The sequence below is a fragment of the Methanooceanicella nereidis genome, from assembly GCF_021023085.1.
Taxonomy (GTDB): Archaea; Halobacteriota; Methanocellia; order Methanocellales; family Methanocellaceae; genus Methanooceanicella; species Methanooceanicella nereidis.
The window spans coordinates 177506-194203 of the sequence record NZ_PGCK01000001.1 but is presented as its reverse complement, the minus strand read 5'-3'; the positions used below and the strand labels follow the sequence as shown (position 1 = coordinate 194203).

Sequence of the window (16698 nt, the reverse complement as noted above, 5' to 3'; positions counted from 1 at the left end):
CATCCGGAGGATACACCCAATGTCAGAAGACAACGTGATTTATGTCGGAAACAAGCCAGTAATGAACTACGTGCTTGCAGCTGTAACACAGTTTAACGAGGGAGCCAAAGAGGTCACTATAAAAGCCAGGGGCAGGGCCATATCCAGGGCAGTCGATACTGCCGAGGTCGTAAAGAACAGGTTCCTCGTGGATGTTGTTGTCGATAAGATCGAAATAGGCACAGAAGAGCTTAAAAGCGAGAAAGGGGAAAATATAAAGGTCTCATCGATTGAAATATTCCTAAAGAGGGAGTAAAGATTCACAGGCAAAAATCACATTGATCCTGTCATTCATTTCTATCTAAGTCAGAGGCGGGCTTTTTTAAGTTTCCCGGCCAGTGCCTCTTTTCCTTCAAAAGATGAGCTTTCGACGATATTCACGATCTCTTCTATTGAGAGGTCCCTGTCTCCGAGTTTGGTCAAAAATTCTTTTTCCTCATATGTCAGGTTCAAACCCATGGACTTCCATGTTCCGACGCTACCGTGCTTTGACTGGCTATACTTGACCTTTAATGACGGCTTTACAGTGATGCGTAAAAATGTCTTATTCTTAAACTTCACGACTATCAGCGTATACGCCCCGGACCCCTTAAAAAGCTCTTCTGCCTTGACCCATCTGTTACCGGAAGCGTCATAGGCGCTCACTGAAGATATGATGCCCCGCTTATTCCTGTAGTATTTCTTGAACTCCTCTATGGTCATGGAATCATCACTGGCTTTCATCTTCACTCCTTCCATCGGTCGTTGATCTATGGCAATATCATGCAGGCGCTCATATGACTATACATAATATTTCCGGTATTTCTATTGTCTTATGGTGTATTGCCCTGATAAGAAATCGATCAAGTATGAATTATGATCATGATGATTTTAAAAATTTTATTTGTACTGCGCGATGATTATTAAAGGGTGAGCGGGTTGGTAGGGGATGGATTGGATTGTGCAGTTATAAAAACGGCAATTCACCCGCTCAAACAGTTATTATGTAATCTGGTATAATAAATACTTTGCTGATTAAGACCATAATAGTTGTTTTCATAGCGCATAAAGAATGATTTTAAGAAATAAAACACTATTTTTAGCGAATCCTATCCAAACCAATCCTTTAGGGGTGCATTAGCTTGATAGTTCATATGTAGCAGGTCATTTGGCAAAATATCCTTTTAACAGGTATCTTACTGGTAATTTTATGGCCAATATTTCATCTGATATAAGTTCCCGTTCTCGTCTGTAAATATTGATATGATCAAAAATTTTATGGGGCGGATACCATTTTCTTAGTAAGAATTCACACCTTGGATCATCTATTTACACTTTAACTCCCTGCAAAGCTCCCTTACCTTTTTTGAGGCGTTTGACAGTACAGGGGGGCCGTGCCCGGGAAGCATTATATCGAATTCCAGTAAGGATATCTTTCTTATTGAATCGATAGCCGCCTTCATGTCCGGAGTGAATCCGGGATGAGGTCCCATAAGCTTATCCTCTGAGACGCGGATGCTATCGCTGGAAACGAGAAGCTTTCGCGAGGGGCAGTATAGCCCAATGTTACCCGGCTCATGTCCCTCCAGAAGAATGACCTGCAGTCCTCCCAGGATGTTCAGTTCGTCCCCGTCCTTTAATACGACATCAACCGGAACAGGCTTGTATTTGTAATATGTCTTGATCACGCCGAACATCATCCCCACTATACCATTCGGCGTCTTGAGCGGCTCTTTGCCTGATACGATACCGGCATCTTTCTCGCTTACCATTATCCTGGCGTTCGAATCTTCCCGAAGCCTGGCAAGGCAATTGATATGGTCGAGGTGCGCATGTGTAACGATTATCCTTTTAATGCTCTCCGGGCCGTAGCCTATCCTGCTAAGGCTCGCATATATTTTCGCCACGTTCCCCCGTAACCCTGTATCGATCAGGGTAATACCGTCCTCATCTACAAGAAAATACGTATTACAGCCTACCGAGCCGTCGACAAGATGGACATCAGGTATCAGTTCTACCATATTATGACCAATCAATGTTGGCTTGATAGATATTTAAAATCTTTTAAAATAAAGTTGCCCTGCGGAAAATATTTATGATACCCTGTCGATACACATGCCTGTTATGGAAGACCTTGTACCTGTCATATCCGTCATATCTGCAATTATCGGCGTGATCTATTTTCTAATAGAGTTCCAGTTCACCGGAGTAAGAGACCGGATAAATGCATCTATAAGGAATGCTTTCCGCAGATGATCGATGCGGACAGCTTAGTGGTGTGTCCCATTAATTCATAGTTTTAATTTTATCTTATCTTTAACCACTTAGAGCACAAAGGAACACAAGGGACCACTAGCTTTCACCACAAAGCGCACAAAGGCGAACAAGGGACACAAAGGACTTTTTTGAAGATTAGCATATATATGAAAAAATTTAGTGTTCCTTGTTCGCCTTTGTGCGCTCCCATGAAAAACTTTTTGAAGGTCTCTGTAAAAACGTGCATGTAACATTCATTATGGGATCGATGTTCTGCCATTGTGCCTGTCGGATGGCAGGTAGACACGTAACCTCACAGAAACACAGAACCACAAATTTTTTTTAGAATTATAAGGTCACGAAAACCCTAAGGTTCACTCACCAAACCACAAAGGGCTCTAGTATCACCGTCAACGCACTAAAGTCTCTAATGCACGGCTTAATGCTCGAAGTGCTCTAATTCACCAACGCTAAAACAAGACCCGAACATTCTCCAAAAACACGAAATTTTAACATCTCGGTTGACGTTTAAATGATCTATATTTCCCTGCTATAGGTCAGGCGAACACAGACCGGGATATTAGACTTTAGTGGTTTGGGGAATGTTCGGGTCTTGTTTTAGCGTTGGTGACTTGGAGAGGTTAGTGCGTTGAGCCGAGCGTTAGGGCTGTTTGTGCGTTGACTGTGATACTGGAGCCCTTGGTGATTTGGTGAGTAAATTCTTAGTGCTTTTTGTGCCCTTAAAAAATCATATAAAAAATTTTTGTGTTTCCATGTTTTTGTGAGGTTACGTGTCTGCCTGCCATCCGACAGGCATAACCATAAAAACTTCATCTCAAAGACCAATAGGCAAGACACGTACTTTCATTCTTAAAACCTGAGCAAGACCCCGCTCATCAAAGATTTCGTGGTGAAAAATAGTGCGCCATGGTTGCCTTTGTGGTGGATTTGATCATAGTTAATTACCTATACACTAAAGAAATTACGAAACATAGCACAAAGTACCTGTCACGTAAATTCGACGGTTCATACGATTATTGTCGGATAAGGTTTTAATGATATTTTTCTTGCTGCAGTTCATTATACACTACAGGCTGTATGTGAGTTCATCCTATCAGATAACGATCTATGGCCCCGGGAACTTATGAAGCATACCGCTAAAAATTCTTAGGATCATTTCCCCGGCTTTTGCGGCCTGTCCTTCGGGAAGAATAGCCTCATTATCGCCCAGATACATGCCACGGTCACAACTATCCAGAATATGTCCATGGTATTGACCTGAACGATACCTATCACTGACAGTATCATTAATAAAAGCATTAAGCCTATAACGGCGCTCCACCAGCTGAATTTTATATCCATTATCCTTCTCTTATCTACCTATAGTATTATCTAATATCTCTTTCGCATGATTCAGAGCGCCGCATACGTTTATCTTTCGCACATGTGCAGCTTTAAATGGATCATTCCGGCTATGATCATGTTGATGAAAGCGATCATGATAAAAAATAGCATCGCAATGATCATCTTTTGTTTTGCTTCAGGATAGCAGCAACCTTCCTCTCCGTAATAGCGGTATCTCGGCATATGATGAGTCATTCCCTACCTCCGTTCCTAATTGATGATAAGGGCGGTCTCTTTATAATGATATTCTTCTTTTGATTTTGATTTGGACACATTTAGGCGTATTTTACTTGAAATCGATTTGCGGAGTATAGAGCATCGCTGTCACATTATGCGATACATAAGCCGGGATATTTCATGCATTGACTATCTCCTGTCGACAATGCGCTTTGGCCTGCCTTTGAGACGATACAGCTCTAAGCCGCCCTGTCCAATAAAATTGAATATCACCTTGAAAGTGCCGATACTGTACGCTTCAGAAAGGTGTGGCTTATACTTAAAGAACGATCCCAGGAAATTTTCCTCGATCATTTTTTTATCACATCTATCCGGGTCTTTACATTCCAGGCTTAATCTCATGGCGGTCTCTCCTTCATCATCGCCGCCGTATAAGAAAGCTTCATACTCCCCTGTGAGGTAAGCCATATTTCCCCGCTGGAACACTCCTCGTTCGACATCCACCCTGTTGAACGGCGTCCCTTCCACCCAGAACGTCTCCGATTCCCTTTGCGGGTATAATATTTTCATATGGGTCCTGCCACACTGGCATTTTTCTCTGGAGAGAACAACTGTCGTGTCCTCCGTATCATAGTTGATCAATAGCGTGCCGCATTTTTCCCCGGGCGGGATCAGTGTGGTAAGCACTATTCGCCCGCATTCCCCGTCTTTTACGAACCCGCCCATATCGGGATCGTAAACATCGAGGTGGACAAGGTCTTCAGGTACATGAAGCCCTGCCTTTTGCGAGCACTCTCCGCACATAGTGCCTTCGGTGCTCCCGTATATATTGTATGCGTCACAGCCCCATATCTCTTCAATATAGTCCCTGGATTCTGCTGCAAAGCTTTCGCCGCCAATGATAAGGCGCTCGACGCTTGAGTCTTTAGGCGATATTTTTTCCATTTCCATGCGCCTTGCAAGGCCTAATAGCTTAAAAACGCTTCCGATTATCGCCGTTGGCCTGTAGTTCCGGATTATCCTGAGGGGGAAAGTGCATTTTCCTTCGGGGATCATGGTCATCCCGATGTCTTTCGCAGCCAGTGTCATCGTATTCGCGCCTATGTTCATCCCGTACGAGGAGCATACGATGACCCTGTCGCCCGGCCCGAACCCTTGCGCGGTCAACGCCCTTGAATATTTTTCTGCATATCTTTCCCAGTCTTTCCATGTGAGGAAGAACGATTTAGGCACTCCGCTCGTGCCGCTGGTCTCATGTATCGTGTATACCTCATTCCAGCTTACGCTCCTAAAATTAAAATCAGAAGATTCAGGCGGCTGGTTCTCCCTGATGGTCTTGCCCGATATTACCGGTAGTTTCAGCAGGTCTTCATGTGTGTGAACATCGTCCGGATCGATACCCTGCTCACGGAACCATTTTTTATAAAAAGGGGAATGTTCTCCCGCATATTTCACAGTATATCTTATCCGTTCATCGATAAGCCTGTCGAGTTCCGGCCTGTCCATCGTCTCGATGCTTTCGTTGAAGAACCTGTTCATATTTGTAATTATATATTTTATAACATATAATGATAATGATTCGGGAAAAATAGTGCTTTATTTTGAATTTCTGTCCATTCTGTAAATATCAGCTTTATTCTGTTTTGATAAATTTTTAATGACCGTGTTTTTTAAAAAAGGGATTTACATAATGTATTCTCAATTTTAACTATAATATTGGAAAAATTTCCAGTTTAAACTATTTTTACCAAATTTCGTGTATTTATTTATATTTGTTTCATCTATTAAACTAAAATTAACGTAATTTATTTAATAGTATGCTAACATATTTACTAAATACTATCGTTGACTCCTAAATCCCTATAAAAGTCAGCGGTTGAGGTGAAAATATATGAATTGTTTTTATCATCCCGGCCTAGGCGCAGTTGCTACCTGTACCAGTTGCGGAAAAAGCCTCTGTTCCATATGTAAGATGGAAGTGGAGGGAAAAGTACTTTGCAGGCCATGCGCGGCTGAACTCACGATCAAAAAGGCACCAGAAGCCGCTCCAGTGCCCGAACCGGAAAAGGCGGTGAAACCTGAAGAAACTACGATAAAGGCCCCGGCACCTGAGCCAGTTAAGGAACCTGTAGAAAAAGCCGCTCCCGCTCCTGTCCAAAAGCCTGTGGAAGAGGTTAAAAAGCCAGAGGCCCCGCCGGCAGAAAAACCTCCGGAAAAGCCGGCAGAAAAACCTGTTGCAGAGGCTCCTGTAAAGCCATCTCCAGCGCCCGAGCCTATAATACCGCCCAAAGCGGAAGTAAAACCGACACCTCCGCCATCTCCGGCACCTGCGCCGGTATCTGCGCCGACACCTGCGCCTAAGAAAAAGGAGCCGTTACTGTCGCTGATATTATCGCTTATCCTCCCGGGATTGGGTCAGATATATAACTCTCATGTTAAGAAAGGGCTTGTACTGTTGATAATCTATATGGCAGTATGGGCGGGTGTCGTCCCGATAATTCTCGGCGGGATCAGTCAGGTTTGCTGTTGCTTCCCGTTCATATTCGCGCTTATAGTGATCTTATACAGTGCATACGAAGCATACACCACCGCTGAAAAATTAAACAAAGGCGAGCCGGTCTCAGACTGGTTCTCCTAAATATTTTTCTTTTTTAACCGAAACACCGGTGCCCATTGTTGCGAATAATATGAGCCTTTGTTGTATTTGTGCGGTTTGCATTAATATGGGCTAGAATCTATCAGATGATATACGAACAGGCTATTTAGTGCTGTATGTCTTTAGTATGCCGGTTTATCTGATCAGAGTTAAAAAACAGGACAATAAGCCATCTGCATCATAAAACAGCGTATATAAGGCGCATCACATTTAGTCCGGCGCAAATGGCCGGGAATTAATAGATGCGAATAAGCTATTTTATATTATATGATTAATATAAAAGTTTATATTTATTAATTGCATAACTCATATTAAGAGGATGTCAGATGCAAGACATATGTGAAGACGATATAGTGTTCAGCCCTGTATGCAGCTATTGTAAACACTGGATCCCGGACTTTTATCACAGGATATGCAAGGCTTTTCCGGATGGCATTCCGGAGGAGATCTGGCTTGGCGATAATGACCACCAGGGACCATATCCCGGCGATCAAGGCATCAGGTTCGAGCCTGTCAACGAGCAGGTGGAAAAAATACTGAAAGCACGAAGTCGCCATGAGCGTACTTGAATAAACTATCAATACAGCCTATCCGTATAGATATAGGGGCTGGATCAGCTACTTCTCTTTATTCCTTCCTGATGATCATTTCTTGAGGCTCATCGGCTTCAGGCCAAAGACCTGGTATTAATTGTATATTTTAATATACCCCAAAAAGTTTATTCTGGAACATGCCTTTTATCTTAACTGATTGAAATACATCTGGTAGGTTAGTACTGAAAGTAGATAAAAGCGTGTTAATTGCTGATCATTATGGGCGATGAGCGGGTAAACGATGTTGGAATAAACCTTTTACGATTTCTATTGATAGTCATTCAGTTAGTTGTACTGGCAGCCATCGTTACTTTATTCATGCCGACATCGTACAAGAATATCATATACGGCATGCTGCAAGTGCTTTTACCGACGCTCTGCCTGCTGCTTACATTGAAGATATTATTCTCCAGCATGGATAAAAATATCAAATTCATAGGGCTTACGCTCTCGATAGCATTATCTTTCTGGACTTTCTCGAACATAATGTGGGAACTACTGCCGTTTTTGTATAAGCATGACTGGGCATATCTCCTGGGGGGATTCGGCTGGTTCGGAAGCTACTGCCTCATCGCGTTAGGATTATACCGTATAAAAAGATCGGGACAGTGGTATATCAAGCCGTCAAATGATTTCTACTTCACGTTATTCGGCTTTGTCATGGGGATAGGCGTCGTTTCTATCATCCTGCTGAACATTGAGGATAGCACGCGCCTGCTCGACGTCTTCATACTGATGCTTTACATTATCGCGGACATAATCATCATATGCCTTTCCTCGAAGCTGATCATGTCGGACGTTAAGAACGAGATCAAATACCTGTTCTTCACCATATTAGTGTTCTTTATGATCAACATTTGCGGGGATATCCTGTTCGAGGCAAAATACTTATTTTCCTACAAGGCAGGCGGCTTTACCGACCTGATATATACCACGGCGATGCTATTCATGACGGCCTCGTTGATCGTTTACACCACTGAGGACATGAAGATAAAGGCCCTGAAAAAGATCAATAAAAAGCTCAAGGATACCAGGGTATTCATGGATGACCTGATAATGCAGTCCCCGGACGCCATGTGCATATCGGACGTCGAAGGTAATGTCATATTGATGAACGAGCCTCTGGAAAGACTATTCCACATAAAGAAAGAAGAAATTATCGGCAAGTTCAACCTTTTTGATCACATCATTAAAAAAAGCGACCACGGAACGGAACATCTGGAGCGGCTAAAAAGAGGGGAGGCCTTCGTCATGCCTTACATAATAATCAATTCTGATATAATTACCGGGTGCGACCTTCACCTGTCGATAAAAATATTCCCTACATTCTCATCAGACGACCAGATATCCAGCTTCGTCATGGTGGCGGAAGACATATCCGGTAAGATCAAGCTCGAAAACGACCTTCAGAACGTTTACCGGAGCCTCATGGAGGAATACGATAGAAGAGTTGACTTCATGAACATAGCAGCCCATGAGCTAAGGACACCGCTGACGCCGATAATTGGCTACGCAGAGATACTGAAGCTGGAAGTGGAAGACGAAAGGTTGAAAAAATATCTCGATGTCATAGAACGGAACGCAAAAAGACAGAACAATATCGTGAACCGTATGCTGGAACAGTCAAGGCTGGACTCCGGTAAGATAAAAGCAGAAAAAGATATTTTTTCTGTAGAGGAAATGCTAAAAGAACTCATAGATAACTACAGGGCTTTCGACAGGAACATTTTTTATGATTCACCCGCGGGGCTCAAATTATTTTCCGACCCTCAAAAATTCAACTATGTCGTGGATAACCTTCTGTCAAACGCGGTAAAATATAGTGATCCAGGCACCAGAATTGAAATAAAAGTAAAGAATGGCGGGGATTCCTGCCTTTTCTCGGTAAAGGATGAAGGCGCCGGGATAGACGAAAAGCTATTTAATAAGATCTTCGAGCGGTTCTACATGGCGGAAAGTGACGATTATGCAGAACAGGAAAACACCGGCCTGGGGCTGGCACAGGTCAAGGCATATGTCGAATTGCTCGGCGGCAGGATATGGGTGGAGAGTAAACCCGGACAGGGCTCGACATTCTTCTTTACGCTCCCTGCCGGTATCGGTGATGTCACGGAATGACGGAATTCCGGCAGGAATCAATGTCATTATAGATACTGATAACAAATGATTTAAGTATCTGGTTATAATATCTAACTTTAAAACAGATCATGGTGGAAGAGAATGAGGCTTAATGTATTAATTATGACCGGGATCTTAATATCATCTATATTAACCTGCGGTTGCTGTTGTTGTACTGATATGTCAAATTTACCTGTATCGCTCCCTGCTTTGAAGCCCGAGCCTACTCCGGAGCCGACAGTGATCCCCGAGCCTACCGAATACCCTGTCCTGACGCCGACGCCGGAGCCCACTCAGGGATATGATGACCGGACAGGCGACCCGATAATCGGCACATGGCGCGATAAAGGCGGACTGGCTTCGACAATGATGGTATTCCGTGCCGATGGCAGTTTCATCTGGGACGCGCAAACCCATGTCTATGACGGCACATGGGAAAAGATCGAAACTAATCGCTACCTCGTAACTTATTATGACAATACTACGGGAGATTACATAGAAAGCCTGGTCACTTATAATGAGGTCAGAAAACAGATCTATCTGGACGATACGCCCGTCATGTTTGAAAAGATCGCATAGATAGCCGCAATATGCGGCACATTTTTTCTTTTAGTATCTCGACATTTTTACTTTTGGATCATGTTTTACATTTTAGTTCACTGTCAATCTGGCCTGCAGGCCATATTGGACGCCAGCCGAAAATGATAAAACGGCCCATGAACCAGAAGATCAATTCATTGTGCTCTTAAATGAAGGCAACATCACTATAAACCTGCTTCCTTTGCCCGTTTCTCCAGGCACCTTATCTTCCACCCATACCCTTCCCTGAAAGCTATCGACAAGGGTCTTTACCAGGAACAGCCCCAGCCCCCGGCCTTTTGTTTTAGTCTCCCCGCGCCATGACCTGTCGAATATCTTGCATTTTATCTCATCAGGTATGCCCGGACCATTATCGTCTATTATGACCTTATAATATTCTTTGCCGCTCTCAAACGCCCTCGTAAGATAAATATCTATGATCACAAGTCCGCCGGAGTGTTTTATCGAATTCCCTACGATGTTCACAAAGACATCTTTTAACAGCTCATTTGCTCTCACGAACCGATCATTATAGTCTTTTATGTTTATTTCTACATCAGTGCCCGGAATGTTAGTATATTCGGAACATATCTCAGATAGGATCTTTCCAAGGTCGATACCCTCGTATTTTAGTTCCCCGGACCTGGTCATCTGGATCTTTCTGACATTATTTATCAAATTGGAGCTATTTTTCAGCGCTTCAAAAGATTTCTCTATGAACCGCCTGCTTTCATCTTCCATCCCGGACATGTCCCTGGCCAGTTCAAGATAGCCCATTATGATCTGGTTAATATTGCTTATGTCATGGCTCATCAGGTCCACATATAGCTCAGCCTGCAGCTTGGCCTCCATCAGGGCGAGCTCCACTTTCTTTCTTTCAGTCACATCCTGTATGGTGCCATACATGCGAACAGCACTGCCAGCGTCGTTAAAGATCATTTCCCCTTCCACATGCGCTATACGCTTCGAGCCGTCGGGCTGGACTATACGGACGTCGATGCTCTGAAATGACCTTTTATCTCTTTTAGCCTCATTTATGTGATCTTCGATAATATGCTTGTCCAGCGGGTCGATGTTACTCGATAGTATGTCCGTGTCAGTTTCCCGTTCCACCGGGTATATTCCCAGTATCCTGTAAGCCTCGTCGGAACATATGACCGAATCATTTACAAAGTCCCAGTTCCAGCTGCCGAGATGGGCTATCTGCTGCGCTTTCGCCAGCAACTGCTCGCTTTCACGTAAAGCTTTCTCCGCTTTTTTATAGTCGGTGACATCGCGCGAGATGCCCATTACGGAAATTATTTCCCCTTCAGTACCGTCTATAGGGATCAAATGAGTGTTCAGCCAGATATCTTTACCATTAATGGTCAGGAGATCCTCGCTTGTCATCGGCGAACCTGAAGTGAAGATCATCCGTAACTTTTCCTTTATATTATCAAACATGATCCTATGGAAGATCTTTCCCTCCAGTAATTCTGTAATATTTCTGCCTACCACATCTTCCCTGCGAACGTTAAACAACCCGGATACGAAATTGTTGATATAATCAATGGTCAGGTCTTTGCTTATTATGAAAATGATGTCCTTTGCGCCTTCCGCAAGGATCCTGTAGCTTCTTTCGCTTTTTATTAATTCGTCCTCGATCTTTTTCCGGTCGGTAATATCTCGTATCCCTATGACCGCCTTTGTCACATTCCCGGAGCTGTCCGTGACAGGATTATCTATCGTCTCGAACCAGAGATATTTTCCGTTAATATCCCTGATCCTGTGCTCCATCTTGCCGCCTTTGCCCGTCTTCAGGGCCTGGATCGTCATCTTTACGATTTTTTCAATATCCTCAGGGTGGGAAAAATCAAAGACACTCCTGCCAATGATCTCTTCCGTGCCATAGCCCAGCACTGTCTTGACGGATGGGGTGACATAAGTGATAACGCTTTTATTATCGATCTCCATGACAATATCTCTCATGTTATCGGTAATACGGCATAACCAGGCTTCCTTATCCTGCAGTTCCTTTTCCATGCACTTGCTATCCGTGATCTCACGGCCTATCCCCAAAACCCCAATTATATCGCCTTTCCGGTCCCGGATGGGGGATAATGATATCTGAAAATAAAATATCCGGCCTTGATATGATCCTGACCATTCGTATGATGTCTCTTCACCTGAAAAAGCACGTTCAAGAACATCTATTATTGCATTTGGGTCTTTTGTCTCTAAAACTTCCCACGGGGATCTTCCCCGCAATAGGTCTTCCTTTATCCCGTATTTTTCAAACCATTTTCCGGATACGCTTAAAAGGCGACTGTACCGGTCCATGGTAAAAACGATGTCATTGATCTGATTGAAAAGCTTATTGAACATCTGTTCATTATTTTTTATTTCCTCATCGATCGTCTTCCGGGAAGTAATGTCTTTACCTATTGACTGGCATTCGATGAAATTTCCCCGGTCGTCGAACATGCAATGGTTGATCCATTCTATCCATCGCACGGAGCCGTCATGTTTCTTGAATTGACATTCTTTTATTAAAACGTGATAGTCCATGCTCATGGACCCGATCTCTTTAAGTAAAGCCTCCCTGAGCTCCTGCGATACTATCCGATCGACCATGTTGCCGATCATCTCTTCCTTTCCGATCCCCGCATATTTGCATATGGCTTCGTTTGCAAAAGTTATGATACCGAACTTATCGAAACATACTATCAGGTCATTCTGCACTTCTACCAGGACCTGATATCGCTTTTCGTTAATATTAAAAGGAATTTTACTCCCTTCGGGGGTATCGGCAAATATGACAACTTTATGCGCCCGCTTATCGCCGTTCACGTCCAAGGGCTCTCTATCTATGATATTTAAAGGGATACATGTTCCGTTTTTACATTTGATCGATAACTTGGATATGGAAATATTTTTTTTACTGGATACAGTCCGCTCATTATATTCGGAATATCCTGTGTGCGTAAAAAAAGCCTGTAAATTAAGCTCCCGGATCAACTCTTCATGGCTGTATCCTGTCATTGCGTAAAATGCCTGATTACTTCTGACATCTTTATCATCCGGGTCGATTATGGCTACTGGTAAGGGTATGTCTTCTAATATATCTTCAAAAAATAAGCTATGTGATGATCCTAGGTCGTTTACCCTCTTTTCCCCATGGCTATGCCTCTCGTCACTCCCCCTCACATTATTCTCCATAATAAACTCCTTGATAGGGGCTAATTATACTATATAGGAATTCCAGGTACATCATATTTTCGTATGTAAATATTTATGTAAAAATGAAATCAAATATATTAAAAATATTTTTAAAATTTTAAAAGTTTACACGGTGAAAATTTCCGTCGTCATTTCTTTATTTTCAATATTTTCTCCGGATAGTACGCATTTTATCATCGAAGCCTCATTTTTTGGCACCTTTATCTCAGCTTCAACTTCAACGGATGATCCTTCAGGGACATTGCCCGGGTATATCTCCTGATCAGGGGGCCAGATATAATTATCGCCTTTATTCACTGCCATGGCCATCACATGGACCTTTAAACCATTAGCGTCACCGGGTCCGGCATTTTTAATGCTACAACGTACTGTAAAGTAAACAAAATCAGAGTCCGAACCGGATCTTTCGGCGATGAAGCTCATCCCGACATCCGGGCTTTTGACAAGCGGATATATCTCTGCCCGAACACCTTTATACTCATCCGGGACCTGCCCTATCCCCCAGTTCTCTCCCGTCGTTTCAAGATAGTAATAATAGGAACCTTCGTATTCAAAGCGCGTCCCTTCGCGGTCTTCCTGTAACCTGATCCCAATTGCCATATGGTCGGGGAGCTTTATGAACACTACGTCGTATCCCATCTCATGTAATAATGCCGCGGCCAGTATACAGGTATCTTCACAGTCGCCGCCATTGTCTGCCAGCGTCTCTACGGGATACCTCGGATATTCTTCGTAGCCTGTGGTCACTTTATCCGAAGCATAAGGTAAAGATTGTACGAACGTGACGATGTTCATCAAATTATCATATTCGCCGTAGCCGTTGTTTTTTCCGGATTCACATATGCTGCCGATCATCTCGTTCAGGAATCCCCTGTCCTCTTCCGACAGGGCATAATTCGCGTAGTTCGTCGTCCTGTTATGGGGCTTGTTTCTGTAAAGGTCAAGGGCTTCTTTTGATATTTCCGCGTTAAAGGTCCACCTGATCTTTTCATATGTCCACTTAAACACACAATGATACGGCTCGACCGCAGTCATCATGGCCTGCGGTTCTACTGCCGGCGGGATAATTGAAGGAGATAGGGTGGCCCCAGGGTTGGGAGCAGAAATTTTCTCATTCTCCGGCAAAGGGCTCACTGTGGCATCAGGTGTCGGTGTCTGATCCGGCATACCATTAAAAATATCCTTACTGCTATCTGCCTGATAAAGGATACAACCGCTTACCGCGATAGATGCGATGATCATACAAAGCATGGCAAGGCGCTTTTTACTTAACAGGTAAATCTTCCTCTATAAGCCATTATTGACCATGTTAGATATAATTTTGGGTTGATATGGGAAAAATAAGGTAGCTGCAATATAATTATTTTCGATCTTATGGACTATCATTCCAGTATTTTTTATCCGTTATTCTTAGATTTGTAATTATTTTATTTATAGAAAAATAATATATATCAACCGGTCGACATATTCATTGGACCTCCCAAATTTACACCTTAAAATATACTACCGTCTATAACGGCGACGACATGCTATAAACTAATGATCGGCCGGCGAACGCGCAGACCGACTTACCGGGAGAAAAAACGGCCAGCGGCGAGGCATAAATCGCCGCATCCTCCTATTCGTTCTTAGAAAATTTCTCTGCGAATTTTTTATGGCTGTTCTCCAGTTCGCCCAGAGTCCTCATCAATTCATTCGTAAGCTCTATGCGGCGTCTGTGAGCCTCTTCGATCTCATTGACCCTTTTAGTCATATTGCTTACGATGTCATATAGCTCATCAAGGGCTTTTTCATCTTTAACAGAATGGACTTCAAAATTTTTTACATATTCTATTATATTTTCAATTTCGTTAACAATATTATTTTTACAATTGTTTATATCTTCCGAGTCCATATATACCACGTTTTATTTATTTTTAAATTATCAATATAGAACTATCTATCGTTTTTCTTTTACCTCTAATGCTCTATCGGACTATAAATCGTAGATCGCGCTATTATAATTCAACACTGGATTTCTTCAACCATATAAAATATTTTTGCTCAAAGAACATATGGCGATCCATCAGTGTATCATTTAATATATTTTTAGTTAATAACTATTAATTAATTTAAGTTAATAATTATCCTGTTAGATAGCTGGCTAATTCGGGGGTAAAATCTGTGATAGCCGTCAACCGGTTCAAGTGTGGGTATTGTGGCGGATGCGTAGCCGTTTGTCCAAAAAATGCGATCACACTGGTAGAGACTTTTATCAGCATCGACGAGGAATGCATAGATTGCGGAAAATGCTTGAAAGCATGCCCGATGGGCGCTATGGAGAAAATATCCTATGAAAGATAAATATGACGTCATCGTCGTCGGCGCAGGGCCTTCGGGATCGATAGCCGCAAGGACGGCAGCCGAGAAAGGACTTGAAGTCTTGCTGATAGAAAAGCGCCAGGAGATCGGGGAGCCCGTGCGTTGCGGAGAAGGAGTGCCCAGGAACGCCTTGCTTAAATTCACGGATATAGATCCAAAATGGGTATGTTCGAAAATATCCGGCGCCAGGCTCTTTTCGCCTGACGGGAATAAGTTTGAGCTCAGGGAGAAAAACTCGGATACAGAGCTCGGGTATGTGCTCGACAGAAAAATATTCGACCGGGACATGGCAAGGTCTGCTGCGAATGCAGGCGCGGAAGTGATGGTAAAGACACAGGCAACATCCCTTTTAATGGATAAGGGCCAGGTTTGCGGTATCAGAGGTATCAGCCGCGGGGAATGTTTTGAGATAGCGGCCCCTGTTGTGATAGGGGCTGATGGCGTAGAGTCAAAAATAGGCAGATGGGCCGGGATAGACACTACTCTCAAGCTCAAGCATGCCGCCACATGCGCCCAGTTCCATCTTACCGGCATCGATATAGACCCGTCATGCTGCGATTTTTACTTCGGCAGCAGCGTGGCGCCGGGGTGCTATGCATGGGTATTTCCAAAAGGTAAGGATGAGGCTAATGTAGGCTTAGGCATGCTCGCCAGCATGACTGACAGGTCGCATCCTATACAATACCTTACCGAATTCGTGAACGCCAGATTCCCCGGAAGCAGCATTCTCGAGTCGGTGGCCGGGATCGTGCCGGTGCAGGATACTCTGCCATGCATTTCCACAGGCGGGATGATGCTGACAGGCGATGCGGCAAGACTAAGCGACCCGCTTACGGGAGCAGGTATCATAAGTGCGATGGCCAGCGGGAGAATATCGGGTAATGTAGCAGCGGATGCGATCAGATCCGGCGATGTTTCTGCATCTTCGCTCGCCGCGTATGATCGCGAGATATTTGATACGATCGGACGCATGATAAGCAGGAACTATAAGCTTGCAATGGTCGTATCCAGGATGAACGATAGCTCATTGAATATTTTTTTCGGGACACTAAAGTCAAGAGGCATGGAAAAAGTCCCTCTTTCGTTTGTATCCGATACCATATTCAATCCGGGAATGCCCCTGTTCAAAATCCTGTCTAAGATATTTTAGAAGTGGTGTCGTTTAAGTTATGGGCTGTTATCAAAGCCATTCCCTGCTGTCCCTGCACGTGTACTGGAACTATATGCCTTCTCCTTTCTTATGTTAAATGCTATTTTACCCGGCGAAGATGTTCATTCATCTTTGATCTTTTCATGACCGTATCATCAGGGATGTTC

At 43.5% G+C, this 16698-nt stretch carries 16 protein-coding genes; 8 read left to right on the top strand and 8 right to left on the bottom strand.

Features of this window, described 5'->3' with window-relative positions:
• Window positions 1-19: 19 nt before the first annotated feature.
• Entirely contained in the window at window positions 20-295 is a 276-nt protein-coding gene (gene albA / locus CUJ83_RS01065) for a DNA-binding protein Alba (protein WP_230739594.1), read from the top strand.
• 50 nt (window positions 296-345) lie between these two features.
• Here the strand turns inward: albA and CUJ83_RS01060 are convergent, their stop codons facing one another.
• Entirely contained in the window at window positions 346-762 is a 417-nt protein-coding gene (locus CUJ83_RS01060) for a hypothetical protein (protein WP_230739592.1), read from the bottom strand.
• Window positions 763-1343: 581 nt separating this feature from the next.
• The gene (locus CUJ83_RS01055; RefSeq protein ID WP_230739590.1) at window positions 1344-2039 is read right to left on the bottom strand and encodes an MBL fold metallo-hydrolase; all 696 of its coding nucleotides are present in this window, start codon (window positions 2037-2039) and stop codon (window positions 1344-1346) included.
• Between the two features lie 103 nt (window positions 2040-2142).
• Here CUJ83_RS01055 and CUJ83_RS15595 point away from each other — a divergent pair, with 103 nt between their 5' ends.
• The gene (locus CUJ83_RS15595) at window positions 2143-2274 is read left to right on the top strand and encodes a hypothetical protein (protein WP_255668273.1); all 132 of its coding nucleotides are present in this window, start codon (window positions 2143-2145) and stop codon (window positions 2272-2274) included.
• A 1173-nt stretch (window positions 2275-3447) separates the two neighbouring features.
• Here the strand turns inward: CUJ83_RS15595 and CUJ83_RS01050 are convergent.
• From CUJ83_RS01050 to ftsA, 3 genes are all read right to left on the bottom strand, one after another.
• The gene (locus CUJ83_RS01050; protein WP_230739588.1) at window positions 3448-3636 is read right to left on the bottom strand and encodes a hypothetical protein; all 189 of its coding nucleotides are present in this window, start codon (window positions 3634-3636) and stop codon (window positions 3448-3450) included.
• A 69-nt stretch (window positions 3637-3705) separates the two neighbouring features.
• Window positions 3706-3873: a hypothetical protein gene (locus CUJ83_RS01045; protein WP_230739586.1), complete on the bottom strand. Its 168-nt coding sequence runs from the start codon at window positions 3871-3873 to the stop codon at window positions 3706-3708.
• 171 nt (window positions 3874-4044) lie between these two features.
• A complete protein-coding gene (gene ftsA / locus CUJ83_RS01040) occupies window positions 4045-5394 on the bottom strand; it encodes a coenzyme F390 synthetase (protein ID WP_230739584.1) in 1350 nt (449 codons plus the stop codon).
• Window positions 5395-5746: 352 nt separating this feature from the next.
• On the opposite strand from ftsA, the gene CUJ83_RS01035 reads away from it, so the two are divergent.
• The 4 genes from CUJ83_RS01035 (at window position 5747) to CUJ83_RS01020 (ending at window position 9801) form a co-directional block, all read left to right on the top strand.
• Entirely contained in the window at window positions 5747-6493 is a 747-nt protein-coding gene (locus CUJ83_RS01035; RefSeq protein ID WP_230740199.1) for an LIM domain-containing protein, read from the top strand.
• 344 nt (window positions 6494-6837) lie between these two features.
• On the top strand, window positions 6838-7080 hold the full coding sequence (locus CUJ83_RS01030; protein WP_230739582.1) for a hypothetical protein: 243 nt from the start codon (window positions 6838-6840) through the stop codon (window positions 7078-7080).
• A gap of 243 nt (window positions 7081-7323) precedes the next feature.
• On the top strand, window positions 7324-9222 hold the full coding sequence (locus CUJ83_RS01025; protein WP_230739580.1) for a PAS domain-containing sensor histidine kinase: 1899 nt from the start codon (window positions 7324-7326) through the stop codon (window positions 9220-9222).
• 180 nt (window positions 9223-9402) lie between these two features.
• On the top strand, window positions 9403-9801 hold the full coding sequence (locus tag CUJ83_RS01020; RefSeq protein ID WP_230739578.1) for a hypothetical protein: 399 nt from the start codon (window positions 9403-9405) through the stop codon (window positions 9799-9801).
• Window positions 9802-9951: 150 nt separating this feature from the next.
• Here CUJ83_RS01020 and CUJ83_RS01015 read toward each other — a convergent pair whose 3' ends face one another.
• The 3 genes from CUJ83_RS01015 to CUJ83_RS01005 all read right to left on the bottom strand — a co-directional run bounded on the left by CUJ83_RS01015 (window position 9952) and on the right by CUJ83_RS01005 (window position 14914).
• Complete coding sequence (locus tag CUJ83_RS01015; RefSeq protein ID WP_230739576.1) at window positions 9952-12999, bottom strand: PAS domain-containing sensor histidine kinase; 3048 nt, start codon at window positions 12997-12999, stop codon at window positions 9952-9954.
• Between the two features lie 126 nt (window positions 13000-13125).
• Window positions 13126-14262, bottom strand: coding sequence for a hypothetical protein (locus CUJ83_RS01010; protein ID WP_230739574.1), 1137 nt, complete (start codon window positions 14260-14262; stop codon window positions 13126-13128).
• 376 nt (window positions 14263-14638) lie between these two features.
• Window positions 14639-14914, bottom strand: coding sequence for a hypothetical protein (locus CUJ83_RS01005; RefSeq protein WP_230739572.1), 276 nt, complete (start codon window positions 14912-14914; stop codon window positions 14639-14641).
• A 269-nt stretch (window positions 14915-15183) separates the two neighbouring features.
• Between CUJ83_RS01005 and CUJ83_RS01000 the strand changes: the two genes are divergently transcribed.
• The gene (locus CUJ83_RS01000; protein WP_230739570.1) at window positions 15184-15363 is read left to right on the top strand and encodes a 4Fe-4S binding protein; all 180 of its coding nucleotides are present in this window, start codon (window positions 15184-15186) and stop codon (window positions 15361-15363) included.
• On the top strand, window positions 15353-16531 hold the full coding sequence (locus tag CUJ83_RS00995) for an NAD(P)/FAD-dependent oxidoreductase (protein ID WP_230739568.1): 1179 nt from the start codon (window positions 15353-15355) through the stop codon (window positions 16529-16531). Before CUJ83_RS01000 ends, CUJ83_RS00995 begins: the two co-directional genes overlap by 11 nt.
• The last annotated feature ends 167 nt before the right edge of the window (window positions 16532-16698 follow it).

Coding starts and splice junctions, on each gene's coding strand:
- CUJ83_RS01005 (WP_230739572.1), bottom strand. CDS start 14,914: ATGGACTCGGAAGATATAAACAATTGTAAAAATAATATTGTTAACGAA.
- CUJ83_RS01045 (WP_230739586.1), bottom strand. CDS start 3,873: ATGACTCATCATATGCCGAGATACCGCTATTACGGAGAGGAAGGTTGC.
- CUJ83_RS01010 (WP_230739574.1), bottom strand. CDS start 14,262: ATGATCATCGCATCTATCGCGGTAAGCGGTTGTATCCTTTATCAGGCA.
- CUJ83_RS00995 (WP_230739568.1), top strand. CDS start 15,353: ATGAAAGATAAATATGACGTCATCGTCGTCGGCGCAGGGCCTTCGGGA.
- CUJ83_RS01015 (WP_230739576.1), bottom strand. CDS start 12,999: ATGGAGAATAATGTGAGGGGGAGTGACGAGAGGCATAGCCATGGGGAA.
- CUJ83_RS15595 (WP_255668273.1), top strand. CDS start 2,143: ATGGAAGACCTTGTACCTGTCATATCCGTCATATCTGCAATTATCGGC.
- CUJ83_RS01025 (WP_230739580.1), top strand. CDS start 7,324: ATGGGCGATGAGCGGGTAAACGATGTTGGAATAAACCTTTTACGATTT.
- CUJ83_RS01055 (WP_230739590.1), bottom strand. CDS start 2,039: ATGGTAGAACTGATACCTGATGTCCATCTTGTCGACGGCTCGGTAGGC.
- CUJ83_RS01050 (WP_230739588.1), bottom strand. CDS start 3,636: ATGGATATAAAATTCAGCTGGTGGAGCGCCGTTATAGGCTTAATGCTT.
- CUJ83_RS01020 (WP_230739578.1), top strand. CDS start 9,403: ATGTCAAATTTACCTGTATCGCTCCCTGCTTTGAAGCCCGAGCCTACT.
- albA (WP_230739594.1), top strand. CDS start 20: ATGTCAGAAGACAACGTGATTTATGTCGGAAACAAGCCAGTAATGAAC.
- ftsA (WP_230739584.1), bottom strand. CDS start 5,394: ATGAACAGGTTCTTCAACGAAAGCATCGAGACGATGGACAGGCCGGAA.
- CUJ83_RS01030 (WP_230739582.1), top strand. CDS start 6,838: ATGCAAGACATATGTGAAGACGATATAGTGTTCAGCCCTGTATGCAGC.
- CUJ83_RS01035 (WP_230740199.1), top strand. CDS start 5,747: ATGAATTGTTTTTATCATCCCGGCCTAGGCGCAGTTGCTACCTGTACC.
- CUJ83_RS01060 (WP_230739592.1), bottom strand. CDS start 762: ATGAAAGCCAGTGATGATTCCATGACCATAGAGGAGTTCAAGAAATAC.